The organism is Peribacillus sp. NJ11 (assembly GCF_030348405.1).
Classification (GTDB): Bacteria; Bacillota; Bacilli; order Bacillales; family DSM-1321; genus Peribacillus.
Genome location: NZ_JAUCFO010000001.1, coordinates 2,712,661 through 2,729,601, shown reverse-complemented (window position 1 = coordinate 2,729,601; position 16,941 = coordinate 2,712,661). Strand labels below are relative to the sequence as shown.

15 protein-coding genes and 1 other annotated feature are annotated in these 16,941 nt (G+C 43.3%); of the genes, 3 read left to right on the top strand and 12 right to left on the bottom strand.

The genetic code is table 11. The features are described 5' to 3' along the window. Positions 1-26: 26 nt before the first annotated feature. From QUF86_RS13445 to zapA, 6 genes are all read right to left on the bottom strand, one after another. On the bottom strand, positions 27-1,724 hold the full coding sequence (locus QUF86_RS13445) for an AMP-binding protein (protein WP_289315423.1): 1,698 nt from the start codon (positions 1,722-1,724) through the stop codon (positions 27-29). A 467-nt stretch (positions 1,725-2,191) separates the two neighbouring features. Further along, positions 2,192-2,599 carry a DUF350 domain-containing protein gene (locus QUF86_RS13440; protein ID WP_137019456.1) on the bottom strand — a complete coding sequence of 136 codons (408 nt, stop codon included), beginning with the start codon at positions 2,597-2,599 and terminating at the stop codon, positions 2,192-2,194. A gap of 64 nt (positions 2,600-2,663) precedes the next feature. Further along, positions 2,664-5,018, bottom strand: coding sequence for an endonuclease MutS2 (locus QUF86_RS13435; RefSeq protein WP_289315422.1), 2,355 nt, complete (start codon positions 5,016-5,018; stop codon positions 2,664-2,666). A gap of 35 nt (positions 5,019-5,053) precedes the next feature. Next, a complete protein-coding gene (gene polX, locus QUF86_RS13430; RefSeq protein WP_289315421.1) occupies positions 5,054-6,772 on the bottom strand; it encodes a DNA polymerase/3'-5' exonuclease PolX in 1,719 nt (572 codons plus the stop codon). 209 nt (positions 6,773-6,981) lie between these two features. Further along, a complete protein-coding gene (locus tag QUF86_RS13425; protein ID WP_289315420.1) occupies positions 6,982-7,527 on the bottom strand; it encodes a CvpA family protein in 546 nt (181 codons plus the stop codon). A gap of 4 nt (positions 7,528-7,531) precedes the next feature. Next, complete coding sequence (zapA, locus tag QUF86_RS13420) at positions 7,532-7,792, bottom strand: cell division protein ZapA (protein ID WP_048678967.1); 261 nt, start codon at positions 7,790-7,792, stop codon at positions 7,532-7,534. 172 nt (positions 7,793-7,964) lie between these two features. On the opposite strand from zapA, the gene rnhC reads away from it, so the two are divergent. Beyond that, the gene (gene rnhC, locus QUF86_RS13415; protein WP_289334619.1) at positions 7,965-8,924 is read left to right on the top strand and encodes a ribonuclease HIII; all 960 of its coding nucleotides are present in this window, start codon (positions 7,965-7,967) and stop codon (positions 8,922-8,924) included. A gap of 85 nt (positions 8,925-9,009) precedes the next feature. Further along, complete coding sequence (locus QUF86_RS13410) at positions 9,010-9,270, top strand: hypothetical protein (protein ID WP_289334617.1); 261 nt, start codon at positions 9,010-9,012, stop codon at positions 9,268-9,270. 41 nt (positions 9,271-9,311) lie between these two features. Here QUF86_RS13410 and pheT read toward each other — a convergent pair whose 3' ends face one another. The 3 genes from pheT to QUF86_RS13395 form a co-directional block, all read right to left on the bottom strand. Next, positions 9,312-11,726, bottom strand: a complete 2,415-nt coding sequence (pheT, locus tag QUF86_RS13405) for a phenylalanine--tRNA ligase subunit beta (RefSeq protein ID WP_289334616.1) — start codon at positions 11,724-11,726, stop codon at positions 9,312-9,314. Between the two features lie 28 nt (positions 11,727-11,754). Further along, the gene (gene pheS / locus QUF86_RS13400; protein ID WP_098370018.1) at positions 11,755-12,795 is read right to left on the bottom strand and encodes a phenylalanine--tRNA ligase subunit alpha; all 1,041 of its coding nucleotides are present in this window, start codon (positions 12,793-12,795) and stop codon (positions 11,755-11,757) included. A 58-nt stretch (positions 12,796-12,853) separates the two neighbouring features. Continuing rightward, positions 12,854-13,095, bottom strand: a binding site (T-box leader). A 43-nt stretch (positions 13,096-13,138) separates the two neighbouring features. Next, the gene (locus QUF86_RS13395) at positions 13,139-13,897 is read right to left on the bottom strand and encodes a TrmH family RNA methyltransferase (RefSeq protein ID WP_289315415.1); all 759 of its coding nucleotides are present in this window, start codon (positions 13,895-13,897) and stop codon (positions 13,139-13,141) included. A 122-nt stretch (positions 13,898-14,019) separates the two neighbouring features. Here QUF86_RS13395 and sspI point away from each other — a divergent pair, with 122 nt between their 5' ends. Then, positions 14,020-14,229 carry a small acid-soluble spore protein SspI gene (sspI, locus tag QUF86_RS13390; protein WP_057911488.1) on the top strand — a complete coding sequence of 70 codons (210 nt, stop codon included), beginning with the start codon at positions 14,020-14,022 and terminating at the stop codon, positions 14,227-14,229. Positions 14,230-14,262: 33 nt separating this feature from the next. Here sspI and QUF86_RS13385 read toward each other — a convergent pair whose 3' ends face one another. The 3 genes from QUF86_RS13385 to QUF86_RS13375 form a co-directional block, all read right to left on the bottom strand. Next, on the bottom strand, positions 14,263-14,655 hold the full coding sequence (locus QUF86_RS13385) for a general stress protein (protein ID WP_289315414.1): 393 nt from the start codon (positions 14,653-14,655) through the stop codon (positions 14,263-14,265). 330 nt (positions 14,656-14,985) lie between these two features. Beyond that, a complete protein-coding gene (locus tag QUF86_RS13380) occupies positions 14,986-15,756 on the bottom strand; it encodes a YflT domain-containing protein (RefSeq protein ID WP_289334615.1) in 771 nt (256 codons plus the stop codon). 179 nt (positions 15,757-15,935) lie between these two features. Beyond that, the gene (locus tag QUF86_RS13375; protein ID WP_289334614.1) at positions 15,936-16,865 is read right to left on the bottom strand and encodes a YsnF/AvaK domain-containing protein; all 930 of its coding nucleotides are present in this window, start codon (positions 16,863-16,865) and stop codon (positions 15,936-15,938) included. Positions 16,866-16,941: the final 76 nt, after the last annotated feature.

Below are 16,941 nucleotides of genomic sequence, written 5' to 3'. Positions count from 1 at the left end.
CTGCTCCGTATGAAGGGGTTGCTTGTTTACGCTTCTTTTCTTTCCTCCGATATTTTTTTCTTTTCTTCCTCGATAAGGACTCTTCTCAGGATCTTTCCTATCGTCGTTTTAGGAAGTTCCTCCCTAAATTCATAGCTGCGCGGCACCTTATAGGAAGCCAGGCTTTTTCTAGCAAAATCATTCAATTCATCTTCAGTCACCCTGGCATTTTTTTTCAGTACGACGTAGGCTTTGACGGTCTCACCGCGATATGGGTCAGGGATACCTGCCACAACAACCTCCTGTACGGCCTCATGCTCGTATAGTACCTCTTCCACCTCACGTGGGTATATATTGAAACCACCAGCAATGATTGTATCCTTTTTCCTCTCGACTACATAAAAGAACCCCCGCTCATCCATGTAACCCAGGTCGCCTGTTAGTAGCCAGCCATCTTTAAAAGTGCTTTCCGTTTCATCCGGACGGTTCCAGTAACCTTGCATTACCTGAGGTCCTTTTATGGCAATCTCACCAATTTCATTCGGAGGTAGCTCTTCGCCCGTTTCCAGGGACAGAATCACCGAGTCGGTATCTGGCCATGGCAATCCAATGCTTCCTTTTACACGCGGCTGATCCCAAATGAAATTAGCATGGGTTACCGGTGAGGTTTCCGACAGTCCAAAGCCTTCAACCAGCTTCCCGCCGGTAATTTTCTCAAACTGCTCTTGAACCTCTAAAGGTAATGGTGCAGAACCGCTTATGCAGGCATTGATGGAAGAAAGGTCATACTTAGCGATATCCGGATGGTTCAAGAGGCCGATATACATCGTTGGCGCTCCTGGAAACATGGTCGGTTTCTGTTTTTGGATGGTTTTAAGCGTCGCTTCAACATCAAACTTCGGCATGATGATCATGGTGTTCCCTTCCATGACGGAAAGAACCAAGACTGTCGTCATACCGTACACATGGAAGAATGGGAGAATCGCAAGGATCCTTTCCTCACCGCGCTTATTTTTATAAAGCCATGCATTGCACATTTTTGTATTTGCCAGCAAGTTCTTATGGGTAAGCATGACCCCTTTGGGAAAGCCTGTTGTCCCGCCAGTATATTGCAAAAGTGCAAGGTCATTATTCACATCGATCGGCTCAGCGACTTCTTCAGGGACCTTTTGTTTCATGATTTCGGAAAATAAATGATGATTGCCCGCATGCTCCACATTGATGACAATGCCGTATTGCTTTTTTTGAATAAAAGGATAGATAAGATTTTTCGGAAAAGGTAAATATTCCTTGATAGCGGTTACAATTATATGTTCTATATCCGTTCTTGAAGCGACTGCAGTGACACGGGGAAATAAAATATCCATCGCTAAAATTATTTTAGCTCCTGAATCTTTCATTTGATACTCTAATTCACGTTCAGTATAGGTTGGATTCGTTTGAACCACGACACCGCCAGCCATCAATATCCCAAAAAAGCTTATGACACCCTGAGGGCAGTTCGGAAGCATGACGGCAACGCGTTCTCCTTTTTGAAGACCGATACTTTTTAAATACGCTGCGAACTTTAAAGCAGATTCATATACTTCCTGGAAAGTTAATTCTTTTCCCTGGAAATGAATCGATACTTTATCAGGGAATTCTTCGGCTGATTCCTTCAAAAAAGAATAAAGAGGTTTATCTTCGTACGACAAAACCGCTGGTATCTGTTCTGGATAAATAGCTTGCCATGGCTTATTGCTCATTTGCCCCCTCCTTCTGAATATTCTCAATACTCTTTATCATTATAATACAATCGGGATTTTCTTACAATTGCTTAAATTCAGAAAAATAAGCATAAAGGCTGATGATGAGCGTTAAGGTGGTCCATATATCCTACGAGAGTACAAGAGAGGATTGGAAACACTTAAAAAGGAAAACAAAAAAAGGAGTGTTTTACTCCTTACAGACTGTAAACAAACTTGAAGAAAAGCTTTTTTTGTCCCATTTCAATATGTTACGAATTAGATTTGCAGCATAGCCTTGGTTTCGAAAGTTTCACTTTACACACCACCTCCTATTTTAAAATGGAATTCAAATAAAAGAAGCGGCACAATGGCCGCTTCAATTGAAGAATATCATATAAAAAATTCCTAACAGAAAAAAGATTCCGCAACAAACAATTAAGACTTTTGCAAGCTTCTCCACAGTTTTCTCCCTCTCATGAAGGGCATTAAGAAATTCCTGCGCCGATGACAAAAGATAATGCGATTGAAATGATCATCGATAGGAATCCTACTGCCCGATTATCTTTTTGTATCTCTTCATCTATTTTAAATCCAGGAGTCATAAATTCAAAAATGAAATAACCGATCAACAGAAGGATAAATCCGTATACGCCCCAGCCAATCATGGTAAGCAGCGAATTCTGATGGAGGATGGACTGTTGGAATACATAGGCGATTCCAAATATTTTACCACCTGTTGCCAACGCGACAGAAAGGTTTCCCTGTTTGATTTCCTCCCAGTTCTTGTACTTTGTGACAAGTTCAAAAATGGCTAAAAAAACAATCATGCAAAGAATGACGACACTGTAACGAGCAGCTATATATACATATTCATTTTCCCACATGTTCTCCATGGTCCAACTCCCGAATGGTAACTAGCCACCCGGCTTGGCAGTTAGCCGGAATGACCACTTTCCTTTATTTAAATTCCACCACCGTAACACCTGTTCCGCCTTCACCGGCTTCGCCGAAGCGAATCCTTTTGACAGAGCGGTGATTTTTCAAGTATTCCTGGACCCCGGACCGGAGAGCGCCCGTTCCTTTACCATGAATGATGGAGACACTGGAATAACCGGCCAAAAGAGCATCATCAACGTACTTTTCCACTCTTGATATTGCATTTTCAAAGCGTTCACCACGTAGGTCAAGTTCCACGCTAACATGATAATCGCGACCTTTTATCGTAGTAAGCGGCTTTATTTCTTTTACTTTCGTGGCCTTGATGAATTCTAGGTCAGACTCCTTCACCTTCATTTTCATGATGCCGATCTGAACCTGCCATTCATTACTTGATACCTTCTCGATCAAATGACCTTTTTGACCAAAACTTACGACCTTTACTTCATCACCAGGTTTCAAGCTTTTATCCAGAGGCCTCGCCACTTTATTTGATGTTTTTTTCACTTTAGGCGCTGCTTCTTCGAGCCGTTTTTTGGCATCGATCAGTTCATGTTCTTTTACATCGGCATGCTTTTCGAGTCGCAGTTTACGTAAGTCAGCTATAATCGCTTCCGCTTCTTTTTGTGCATTTTCAACGATCGCCGCTGCCTCTTTTGCTGCCTTTTCAACCATAGCATCCCGTTCTTCATGGTATTCACCAATTTGCCTTTGAAGGTCTTTATGAAGAATTTCCGCCTGTTTCAGGTGATTCTTGGCTTCCTGCTCCTCTTCTTCGGCCTTCTTGCGGCTATCTTCAAGGGACGCTATCATATTCTCAACTTTATTCGTATCCTCACCAATATGGCTGCGGGCGCTGCTTATCACGCTTTCTTCCAAACCAAGGCGCTTGGAAATTTCAAACGCATTACTCCGTCCCGGTACACCGATCAAAAGTTTATAGGTGGGACTCAAGGTTTCCACATTAAATTCAACACTTGCATTAATGACGCCTTCCCGATCATATCCATAAGCTTTTAATTCCGGGTAATGTGTCGTGGCAATCACACGTGCACCGCGCTTATACACTTCATCCAAAATGGAAATGGCCAAAGCGGCACCTTCCTGAGGGTCAGTTCCCGCTCCAAGCTCATCGAATAAAACTAGGCTATCATAATCGACATTCTTAAGGATATCGACAATATTGACCATATGCGAAGAGAATGTACTTAAGCTTTGTTCAATCGACTGTTCATCGCCAATATCGGCATAAACAGAGGAAAACACTGCCGTTTCGGAACCATCAAGCGCAGGGATTTGCAGACCTGACTGGGCCATTAATGTACAGAGGCCAATCGTTTTCAGGGTAACCGTTTTACCTCCTGTATTCGGTCCGGTGATGACAATTGTCGTAAATTCATCACCAAGGAAAATGTCATTGGCCACGACAACATCACTCGGAATGAGCGGGTGTTTCGCTTTGAATAATTTCACGCGTCCCTCATTATTCAGAATCGGTTTGGACCCTTTTATCGCTTTTGCATACTTTGCCTTGGCGACAAGAAAATCGATTTGTGCAAGGACTTTGACATTATGAAGCAATTCAGGGGTGAACGCACCTACCTTTTCCGAAAGTTCGACCAAGATCCGTTCTATTTCCTGCGTTTCCTTCACTCGGGTTTCCTGCAGGACATTATTCAGTTGAACGATTGCTTGCGGTTCAATGAACAATGTCTGCCCAGATGAGGATTGATCATGAATGATCCCGCCATACACACTGCGGTATTCCTGTTTTACCGGGATGACAAAACGGTCATTCCGGATGGTGATGATGGCATCCGATAACATCTTTGATGCATTGGAAGAACGGATCATACTTTCCAGTTTTTCCCGGACACGGCTTTCGTTCGTCCGAATTTGGTTTCTTAGGGTACGGAGCTTATCGCTAGCAGAATCCATCACTTCGCCATGCTCGCTTACTGCATACGTAATTTCCTGCTGCAAATCAATCAATGGATGAAGGGAATCGATATATTCGGCTAAAAGCGGAACTTCAATTTCCTGTTCTGCAAGTTCTTCGAAGAAACGGCTGAGAATCCTGCCGGCTCGAATCGTACTCGCAAGTTCCATCAATTCCATAGGTGAGAGCATTCCGCCAATCTGTGCCCTTTTTGCATGAGGACGGATATCAAAAATCCCGCCCAATGGCAAGTTACCTTTCAAGCGGACGATTTTTGCTGACTCATCTGTTTCTTCCTGCCATCTCGACACCTCTTCAAAATCAGTAGAAGGCATCAAGTGCTGTGCCTTCTCTTTTCCTATGGAAGAGGATGCGTGTGAGATTAATTGTTCTTTTATTTTATGAAATTCCAATGTCTTTAAAGCTTTATTATGCATGGAGTTAAAGCTCCTCCTTATTTATGGGCAAATAGTTAATCATTTCTCTTTAAAAACGCTAATAATCCATCCGTATCCCTTGCATTAAGAACCGTTGATTCTTTAATCCAGCCCTTTTTGGCCGACGAGACCCCAACAGGCATATGATCAAGCATATCGATGCTGTGGGCATCTGTATTGATAACAATCGGAACGCCTGCTTCCTGTGCCTTGCGCAGATGGGGAGGTGCCAAATCCAATCGGTTCGGATTCGCATTCAATTCCAAGGCGGTATTCGTTTCGCGTGCCAGTTCGATCAGCATCTCTATATCGACATCATATCCGGCGCGTCTGCCGATAATCCTTCCCGTTGGATGGGCGATTATGTCAACATGCGGATTATTCAGAGCCGTTTTTAAGCGCTCCATGATCGTTTCCCGCGGCTGTGAAAAGCTTGAGTGGATCGATGCGATAACCAAATCCATCTCTGCAAGCAGCTCATCGTCATAATCAAGTGTCCCATCAGGAAGTATATCCATTTCAATCCCCGAAAGAACGGTAAAATCATCGTATTTTTCATTCAGTTCATGGATGATCCGTTTTTGTTCACGTAAACGTTCCACGGTCAAGCCGTTCGCAACTTTCAAATATTGCGAATGATCGGTTATGGCCATATATCGATAACCTTTTGCACGGCACGCTTCAATCATTTCTTCAATGGTATGAGCCCCATCACTCCATGTGGTATGCATGTGCAGGTCACCTTTGATGGCCTCCAAAGATATGAGAGGTTCATTTGCATCATAATGCTCCACTTCCGTTCCGTCTTCACGCAGTTCTGGGGGAATGAATGGAAGACCAAAATGATTATAAAAACGTTCTTCCGTTTCAAACGTCAATACCTCACCGGTTTCAGCCACTTCCACCCCATATTCGCTGATTTTCTCACCGCGATCTTTAGCCAGCTGGCGCATCCGCACATTGTGATCTTTCGAACCGGTAAAATGATGGAGTGTCGTTATGAATTCCTTATCCTTCACGATCCGGAAATCGACGGAAATATCATATTCATAATCTAGCACGACCGATACTTTTGTATCACCCGCTGCAATCACTTGCTTTATGCCCTTTAATGCGAGCAGTTGATCCTTAACTTCTTCGGGATGATCTGTCGAGATGATGAAATCGAGGTCCTTGATCGTTTCCCTCATACGCCGGATGCTGCCGGCTCTGGAAGAACGGATGATGTATTCCATGTTAGCAAGGGCCGTTTCAATATCATCCGCAATCGGCCTCATGAAGGCAAGGGGCAGCCGATCAGGCCTTGAACCTGCCTCGGCAATAGCAGACAGGATCTTCTCTTCCGTTTTTTTGCCGAAACCGGCAAGCGCCGCGACCCTGCCTTCTTCACAGGCGAGTTTAAGATCATTCACATCGTTTACATGCAGCTCTTTATGAAGCTTGGCAATTTTCTTCCCGCCCAAACCTTGAAGCTGCAAGAGCGGAATCAGACCTTTTGGCACCTGCTCCTGAAGCTCTTCAAGTACAGTCGATTTCCCCTCATTCATATACTCTTCGATGACGGATGCCGTTCCTTTCCCGATTCCATTTAAAGCGGTAAAGTCTTCGATGGCCGTCAGGCTCCGGTCATCCGTTTCCAAGGCGCCTGCTGCCTTTCGGAAAGCTGAAACCTTGAACGGGTTCTCTCCTTTTAATTCCATATATATTGCGATTTTTTCTAATAATTTAATGATATCTTTTTTATTAATCGTCATTTCATTCACCGCCGAAAAAATTAGTAGGGTGTCCCATGTTCACTTTCTTAAAGATACCTTTCTTGGAGTTAAAGTACAAGCAGTCCGATTCTTAACTTTCGATTCAATCAGGGGAAGTTACATGCTGCTACATAAAAAGGGGCCTCCCCCATTCAAAGTATAGGAATCTAGGACTTTGAGAAAGGGAGGCAGGCCCTCGTATACTGACATTAAGATTGTTTTAAATCATGAAACCAAAGTTCCTTCACTTGCTCGGAAAGGAACGGTGTATGTTTCACGATCGATTCTGCCAGAAAAGATCCCGTTAATGGTTTCTGGATGGAATCCATTGGCAGCATGGCAGCTATATATAATATAATAAACATGATAAGATAGACTTCGATAAAGCCCAATATCCCTCCACCCCAGCGATTCAGCTGTTTTAAAATCGGAAGATGGGTAATGAAATTCAGCATGGATCCGATCATTTGCCAAAGAATCTTGGCAGCAAAGAAAATGATTGCAAAGGCAATCGCATTGTAATACGCCGTGTCCAGCCCGACTGTATCGAAAAACATATTAATGGTCGAGGAATCACCCATAGTAGGAAACGGAATCCACAATTTCAAATTGGGAGCAAGATCTCCGTAAAATACATAGGCGACGATGAAGGCTACTATGAACCCAGTCATATGAACCGTTTGTAAAATGAAGCCACGCTTTAAACCGATTAATAAACCGATTAAAAGAATGGCCAGAATTGCTAAATCAAGCATGTACTCAGTCCTTCTCTCTCTTTAATTCCAGTTGAAGCTGGTCTAGTTCATCTTTTAATTTTATATATTCGTGGATCGTATTCACGGCCGTTAGTACCGCTAGCTTACTTGTATCCAAATATGGATTTTTCATCCTGATCTCTCTCATTTTTTCGTCAACCATCGAAGCGACCAGGCGCATATGACTCGCGCTTTCTGTACCGACGATTGTGTATGGTTGTCCGTATATATCAACTGTTGTTTTATTTCGTTTATCGTCTGACAAAATGATGCCCCCAATCTAAACAATCCTAATTCTATCATATCATGAAGTTTTTCGTCACGAAAGAGAGTACAGCGTCATTTCTTGCATAAAAAATACAATAATTTGTCAAAAAAAAACGACTTAAGGAAGAAGATTACCTAAAAAACAAAATGAAGTTAGGAGTTTACCCATTATGTCCCATGTTGTTTTACTTATCAGCCCTGAACAAATAAAGGCGATGAAATCCCATTATTCTTCATCCTTGGCCGCCAAGCTGCCGCCGGGGAGCATCTTTTCCGCAAAACCGCCGCTATGTACGGTGACCGCCTATAAATCCGGAAAGGTACTCTTTCAGGGTAAGAATGCCGAACAGGAAGCGGTAAAATGGCAACAAAATACCACTGCTGCGGCCCCAAAGAAAAAAACGGCTTCATCTGCATCAGTAAACGTCCACCGCTATTCACCACCTTCAAATATCGGAACCATGTCAGTGATTGGTTCCGATGAAGTCGGAACAGGAGACTATTTCGGTCCGATCACCGTAGTGGCCGTATATGCAAAAAAGGAGCAACTCGCCCTGTTGAAGGAACTTGGTGTCCAGGATTCCAAAAATCTGAAGGATCCACAAATCATCGAAATTGCCAAACAGATTAAGGATGTGGTGCCATTCAGCCTGCTCACATGCGACAACCCGAAATATAATACGCTGCAGGCAAAGGGAATGTCACAAGGAAAAATGAAGGCAATCCTCCATAACCAGGCGATCAAGAATCTCATGCAAAAAATCCAGCCGGAAGAAGCGGAAGCGGTCCTTATTGATCAATTCGCTCAACCAGATGTATTTTTCAATTACCTAAAAGGCCAAGAACTATTTCAAGCCAATGCCACCTATTTATGCACAAAAGCGGAAGGCATACACCTTGGAGTGGCAGCCGCTTCCATCCTGGCCCGATATGCATTCGTCAAACGCTTTGACTTGCTGAGTGAAAAAGCCGGATTCAAAATCCCTAAAGGTGCCGGCTTTGCAGTCGATGAAGCGGCCGCAAGATTGATTCATGAGAAAGGAATCGATTCATTAAACGAATTCACGAAAACCCACTTCGCCAATACAGAAAAAGCGAAGCGATTATATCAACAGAAATATCATAAATAAGGGAAAGCGGCTGACCTTCCGGGTACAGCCGCCTTTTTTTGTTTAATGAAGAACTTGATTTACTCGTGAATGTGCGCATTTTCTTGTGAGTTTGCGCTTTTTACTCGTGAGTTTACGTGATTTACTCGTGAGTTTGCGCGTTTTTCTCGTGAGTTTACGTGATTTACTCGTGAGTTTGCGCGTTTTTCTCGTGAGTTTACGTGATTTACTCGTGAGTTTACGCACTTTTCTCGTGAGTTTACGCGTTTTACTCGTGAGTTTACGCGTTTTACTCGTGAGTTTCCGCACTTTACTCGTGAATTTGCACATTTTACTGAATTTAGGCGTTTTTCTCGTAAGTTCATAAAAAGACAGCTTCCCTGGATTCAGGGAGCTGTCTTTTTGGTTTTATCCTCTTAGTTCTGCGCCAGCTTTTTCTTTGACGGCTTCAAGCACTTTTTCATGTGCTTTTGTAATGTCCTCGTCCGTTAGGGTACGTTCCGGATCGAAGTATTTCAGTGAGTAGGCAATGGATTTCTTGCCTTCCTCCATTCTGTCACCCTCGTATAAGTCGAAGATGCTTACTTCTTTCAGTAGTTTGCCACCAGCTTCTTCAATAATATCCTGAATGTCCCCGGCTTTCGTAGCTTGGTCCACAACGAGCGCGATATCGCGTGTTGTTGATGGATAGCGCGGAATGGTTTTGTAGGCAATCGGCGCTACTTCGGCTTCGGCCAATGCTTTTAAGGAAAGTTCGAAAATGTATGTTTCTTTAATATCCAAGTCTTTTTGGACGGTTGGGTGCACTTGGCCGATAAAGCCAATCACATCACCATTCAAAAGTACTTCCGCTGTCCGTCCTGGATGCATGTCGTTGATTTCCGCTTGGCGGTAACTGATTTGATCAGCTAATCCAAGTGTATCGAATAACGCTTCGATCACGCCTTTGGCTACAAAGAAATCCACTGGTTTCTTTTCACCTTGCCATAGGTGCGACTCCCATAGGCCTGTAATGGCTCCAGCAATATGTTCTTTTTCTTCAGGTAGTTCTTGTTCGTCCTGCTTAAAGAAAACCGAACCGATTTCATACAGGGCTAGTGAATCAATTTGGCGGGCATTGTTATATTTCACGACTTCCAGCAATTGAGGAACGATGCTCAAACGCAATTGGCTCCGTTCTTCACTCATTGGCATTGCTAAACGAATGGATTCTCTAGCTTCCAATGCGAATTGGGACGCTTTTTCCTGGCTTGTCAGTGAATAGGTCACCGCTTGATAAAGGCCTGCGCCTTCAAGTGTACGGCGTGCTTTCCGCCGTTTAATTTGATAGTCAGTCAATTGGCCTGGAGTAGAAGAACCGATCGGCAGTGTAGCGGGAATGTTATCATATCCATATAAACGTGCAGCCTCTTCAACTAAATCAGCTTCAATCGTAATATCACCACGGCGCGTCGGGACAGTGATGGTGAACGTTTCATTGTCAAGTTCGACGCCGAATTGAAGGCGTTTGAAGATGGACTCCACAACTGACACGGTCATGCTTGTTCCAAGAAGTGTGTTGATTTTTTCAAGTGTGATGCTAATGACCGCAGGTTCCATTGTCAATTCATCCACTTCTGCCGTTCCTTGTAAGACTGTTCCGCCAGCATATTGTGCAATCAATTGTGCTGCACGTTCTCCAGCTTCACGTACACGGGCCGGATCGACGCCTTTTTCAAAACGGGCACTTGCTTCACTGCGTAAGCCATGGTCTTTAGAAGCTTTACGAACTACTGTACCTGCAAAATATGCACTTTCAATAATGATGTTCGTTGTATCATTTTTCACTTCGGAATCCGCTCCGCCCATTACACCAGCTATTGCAACAGGCTCGCTGCCATTTGTGATCACTAAATGGTCTGGTGTCAAAGTGCGTTCAGCTTCATCCAACGTTACGATTTTTTCTGCATCTTTCGCTCTGCGGATGACGATTTCCTTTGAACCAAAGCGGTCATAATCAAAGGCATGTAGCGGTTGACCATATTCAAGCAAAATGTAGTTCGTGATATCGACCACATTATTATGAGGTCGGATACCTGCAGACATTAGCCGAGTCTGCATCCAAAGCGGTGAGGGTCCGACTTTAACATCTTTAATGATTTTTGCAATGTATATCGGGTTATCTTCTTTCGCTTCCACTTTGACACTGATATAATCAGAAGCTTTTTCAGCTGCCTCTTCTTTCTCGACAACCGGCCATTTCACTTCCCGGCCTAGAATGGCACCCACTTCGTATGCAACACCAAGCATGCTTAATGCATCAGAACGGTTGGGAGTCAGTCCAAGTTCCAGCACTTCATCACTTAATCCGAGTTCCTCCAATGCATCATTCCCCACTTCCACATCATTAGGGAAGACGAAGATGCCTGTAGCATAATCCTTGGACACGAGCTTAGATTCGAAGCCCAATTCTTGAAGCGAGCAAATCATCCCGTGCGATTCTTCTCCGCGAAGTTTCGCTTTCTTGATTTTGAAATTACCTGGAAGGACTGCGCCAACAGTAGCGACTGCAACTTTTTGGCCTTTATCGACATTCGGTGCCCCACAGATGATTTGAACGGGATTTTCAGCCCCGATATCAACTTGGCATTTATTCAACTTATCCGCATTTGGATGCTGTTCACGTTCAATGACATGCCCGATGACGACTCCTTTAAGCCCTTCACTTTTCTTTTCTACCCCTTCAACCTCAATGCCGCTTTTCGTGATTTTGTCTGCTAGCTCCGTCGCATTGATGCCTGAAAGGTCAACATAATCTTGTAACCATTTATATGACACAAACATGGTAGGTCCTCCTTTTTAAAATAAAAATTTATGCTTCGTGATGGTTGAATTGTTTTAAGAATCGAACATCATTCGTATAGAAATGACGGATATCGTCCACACCGTATTTCAACATGGCAATCCGTTCCACGCCAATTCCAAATGCGAATCCAGAGTATTTCTTGGAATCGAAGCCAGCCATTTCAAGGACGTTCGGATGAACGATTCCGCCTCCAAGCACTTCGATCCAGCCTGTTTGTTTACATACGCTGCAGCCTTTACCACCGCAAATTTTACAAGAAATATCCACTTCGACGGAAGGCTCCGTAAATGGGAAGAAACTTGGACGAAGACGGATTTCACGGTCTTGCCCGAATACTTTTTTCGCAAATACGTCAAGCGTTCCTTTCAGGTCGCTCATGCTGATGTTCTCATCGATGACCAAGCCCTCAATTTGCTGGAATTGATGGGAGTGTGTCGCATCATCGTTATCACGGCGATATACTTTACCCGGGCAGATGATTTTAACAGGACCTTGACCTTTATGTTTTTCCATCGTTCTGGCTTGAACCGGTGAAGTGTGCGTACGCATCAGGATTTCATCCGTGATGTAGAAGGAGTCCTGCATATCACGTGCCGGATGGCTTTTTGGCAAGTTAAGTGCCTCGAAGTTGTAGTAGTCGCTTTCAACTTCGGGACCTTCCGCAACCGTATAACCCATACCGATGAATAAGTCTTCGATTTCCTCCACGACACGTGTTAATGGGTGAAGATTCCCCTTGTTAACCGGACGTCCTGGAAGTGTGACGTCAATCGTTTCAGTTGCTAGCTTAGCATTGACCGCCGCAGTTTCAAGTGCTTTTTGTTTCTCCTCGATCTTTGTTGCGATCGCTTCCCGAACATCATTGGCTAGTGCCCCGATTTTCGGACGTTCTTCGGCAGATAATTTACCCATGCCGCGCAATACCTCAGTGATTGGTCCTTTTTTCCCTAAATAAGCGACACGTACTTCATTCAGTTCCTTTAATTCGGAAGCGGCGGCAACTTTTTGCAACGCTTCTTCCTGCAGTTCTAGTAAACGTTCCTGCATCATGTCTTCCTCCTTTATTTTCCTTTTGTAAAAATGAACACAAAAAAACCCCAATCCCTAAAGGGACGAGGTTTATGTATCGCGGTACCACCCTTATTAGTGCATGAACAAATAAACTTCTGCACTCACTTCATTAAAAATAACGGCTCTTCACCGGAACATTTTTCGGACATTCTGTCTTCCCAATGCCAACTCGAAAGGTGAATTCCCTTAAGCAGTGCCATAAAAATGCTTTCAGTCAAGGCATTTTTTCCCTGGATATGGATAACTTAAGTTACTACTCTTTGTCATCGTTGTTTCAATATAAAATTCTGTTTTATTATATTATAATTCCACGGCCGTTTCAAATCGATTTTCGTAAATGGTACATTAAAATCCCGGCAGCGATCCCCACATTCAGAGATTCGCTTTTTCCGTAGATGGGAATATAAAGGTTTTTAGTCGTTTTCTCCAGTAATTCCTTCGATACTCCTTGGCCTTCATTGCCGACCAGCAGGGCAAATCGGGAAGACTTTTCCACTTCTTCAAATGGGGATGCGCCTTCTAATGCCGTGCCATAGACCGGTGTGCCGATTTGCTTCAGCTCATCGATGATTTCGGAAAGGTTCCCTTTTATGACAGGCATATGGAATAGGCTCCCTTGTGTCGAACGTACCACTTTGGGATTATACAAGTCGGCACACCCTTCGCCAAGAATGACCGCATCGATTCCAGCTGCATCCGCTGTCCTGATCATCGTTCCAATATTCCCCGGATCCTGGACGGCATCGATCAACAATAGTTTATCCGGATTAATGGACGTCATGCTCGTTGATTTCTGTTCACAAACAGCTGCAATTCCCTGTGGGGCTTCGGTATCGCATATCGCTTTCATAATATCATTTTTCACATAGATGACTTCTGTACCTTCCAGCTTAAAATGGGCTGGCATTTCAGTTTCTTCATTGACGATCACTTCCATGACGATATCTTCTTTTAAGGCTTCTTCAACTAGGTGAAAACCCTCGACTAAATATTTGCCTGTTTTATCTCGTTCTTTTTTCGTCAATAGCTTTTTCCATTGCTTCACTTGCGGGTTTTTTACCGATTCGATATATTTCAAGGGTAAACGCTCCTTTAACTTAACACTGATTTTCCTATTATAACGCAATTCACATACATATTGCATGCGAGTTTGTGAAATGCTATTAATGTCAGTCATTATGTGTTAGAGGAGGAATAATTGTGAATTTAAACCTACGTAATGCGATTATCCAAAATGTATCTGGAAATTCGCAAGAGCAGCTAGAAGACACGATTGTCGATGCCATACAGAATGGCGAGGAAAAAATGCTTCCTGGATTGGGAGTATTATTCGAGGTCATCTGGCAAAATTCATCTGAACAGGAAAAACAGGAAATGATCACTGCCCTCGAAGCAGGATTAAAAAAATAACAGCCCTCAAAGGCTGTTATTTTTTTAGTTAGCTTACTTCTTCATTGGTACCACTTTACCGGCGCCAGCCTTCAATTCTTCGATAGAGACTTCTTCATCGATAAGAAGAATGAATTTCTTAGCGCCCACTTCTTTAAGCATCGCTTTTGTCTCAGCAAAAGAGTAGCCGTATTTCGTGAAAAAGCTGCGTAAATCCCCAGACCCTTCATCAGTGAAGTAGTGGAAGATTTTTAAAAAAAGAGTATCCTCCTTATCCTGATTGGCGATGATCAGGATATCCGTATGTTCATTTCCAAGCTGCACATCATTTTTTATATCAGCTGCTACTGTCATTTGGGAGCCAGTCACGCCTTTTGCTTGTAAATCTTGAATTGCAGCAAGTAGTTCCGGATTAGAGTCAAAAACACCATATATGTTTTTTTCCATGTTTTTCCCCCTCCTTGTTACTTTACTTATAATAAAATTCCTTTGTAATTATACCTTGCGGCTTTATCAATAAACAAGCAAATAGTCTATTGAGAATTCCTGACTAATAAACGAGGGAACCCTTTGCCTAAAAGGTTTCAGATTAAAATTATCTACAGTTTTTTAAGGGTTTGTACAATTCGAACGTTGCCTCCAGGCACTGACTTTCCGCGGGCGGTCCGCCCTCGGCGCCTTTGCGCCTGCGGGGTCTCGCATACCCGTTCCACTTTTTAGAATCCCTTTTGTCTACAAACTGAAATAACAGCCTTGTGCAGGCTGCTATTTTGCGTATTATAGATTATCGGTATTAATTCGATTTTTAATGTATTCATCCTTCAAAATGTCCTCTTTCTCTTGCTGCCCATTATTAGCATTCGGGCTTAAGGTCCGATCCAGTGCTCCTTGAGGATCCAGAGACTTATGATCCCCTGGCCTTTGTTCCTTATACTTTTCGGTGGAGTTCCCCCTGATTTCCCTTTCTTGGGCTCGCTTCGTATCCAGCTCTTCCTTATCAAAGATGTTGGCAGAATTTCCGTGAAGTTCTTCGCTTCTTCCTGGCTGTGCTTCCACTTCCCTTGTTTGAAATGCATTCGCAGTTGTTTCAGGAAAAAGGTTCGGGTCCGGATTGTTCACCACCCCTGTTTTAAGCGGATTCTCTGCAGGTAGTTCGTCTGCACCCTGCATGCCGTTGGAAGTTACGCCTTCTCGTTGTGATAAAGTTTCCGATTCATCTAAAAGAATCAGGAATTTTCCAGCTTCCACTTCGTTTATATAAGCGGTGGCTTCACTATCGGCAAGCCCTAAGTCACCTAGTCGGTTCCTTATATCTCCAGAACCCTCGTTCAGGAAAAAGTGTTTCATCTTATCAATGAAGGAATCGTCGTTCGAGTTAGTAACGACGTCTACATCCGGATCCCGCTTTTCATTGACGAAACCCAACTCTTCTTTCTTATCAGCCATTACGGTTATTTCTCCCTCATGGACTCCTTTTTCCTTGAAGGATTGTATAGCCTGGATTACTTCTTCTTCCGAATTAAAAACACCATATAATGTTTTTCCCATGCATCTTCCTCCTATTATTCCGATATTTCTTCTTATCTGTATTTATACCCCGATGGGTGCTAATTAAACAAAAAATGGCCCATTCAAAGGTTCTCCTCCCCTAAGTTCGAACCTCTATCAGGCTTTAAAATAGAAAGAAGCCTGCAGTTTTAAAAACTGCAGGCCATTCCCATCACTTCTTAGAAGCGGTCGCTTCTTCGTTCAGTTGCCTTTTTCTCATTTACGATCGATTCATCTGTACTATCAAGCTTGATATCTTCCTTTTTAAGGGTATCCTGAACTTGTTCCGTTTCTTGTACAGCATGTTTCCTGATGACAATTTCATCTGTGACAACAGGTTTTTTCGAAACTTCCAATTTTTCTTCAACTACTGGGATACGTAGTGTTTCCCCATCTTCAATGCTTCCAGTTTCCAGATTCTCTTCACGTCCTGAAACCGATCTATGATCGACCGTCACTTCTTCGTGTTCAACAGGAACATTTAACGTTTTATGTTGTTCATTGACTTCTTTATTAATGACCACTTCACCTGTCTGAACTCTTTCTTTGTCAATGTTCAGTTGTTCTTCCCGAAGTTTAAGCGTCCTTTCATCTTCAGGCAATTCACGGCCTTGCCCGTTCACTCCATAAACATCTTCTTTATTCAGTGCATCGGTTTTTTCAGTCCCGTTATAAAGCGGGTTGGCGGAGTTCGTATCCAGCCTTGTACCGGCAGTGTCCATTGTTCCTGTCGTGAATTTATCTCTTGCCGTCCCCAGGTGCCCTTCACCTTCTTCGACCAGAACCAGGACTTTTCCGTTTTCTACATCAAAGACATGTTCAGCCGCTTCACTATTCGAAAGACCAGCATTCGCCAATCTTGTTGAAAGGTCTGCCGTATCTTCCGGCATGAGGAAGCGTGCCACCTTGTCCATGAATGATTCGTCGTTAGGAACATTCGTCATTGTATGAACATCCGTTTCGCGTTGCTGGTTCGTGAAATCCAATGTTTCTTCCTTGTCTGCGACGACCGTAATATCGTCCCCTTCAAAGCCCTTGGCCTTAAGTGCATTGATTGCTTGGATCACTTCTGCATTTGATTCATATACTCCATATACTGTTTTATTCATTTTACATTCCTCCTTAGGTTTTGTTGACTGGTTTAGTGATGCTATATATAAACTCTACCCGCCATACACCTAAGTA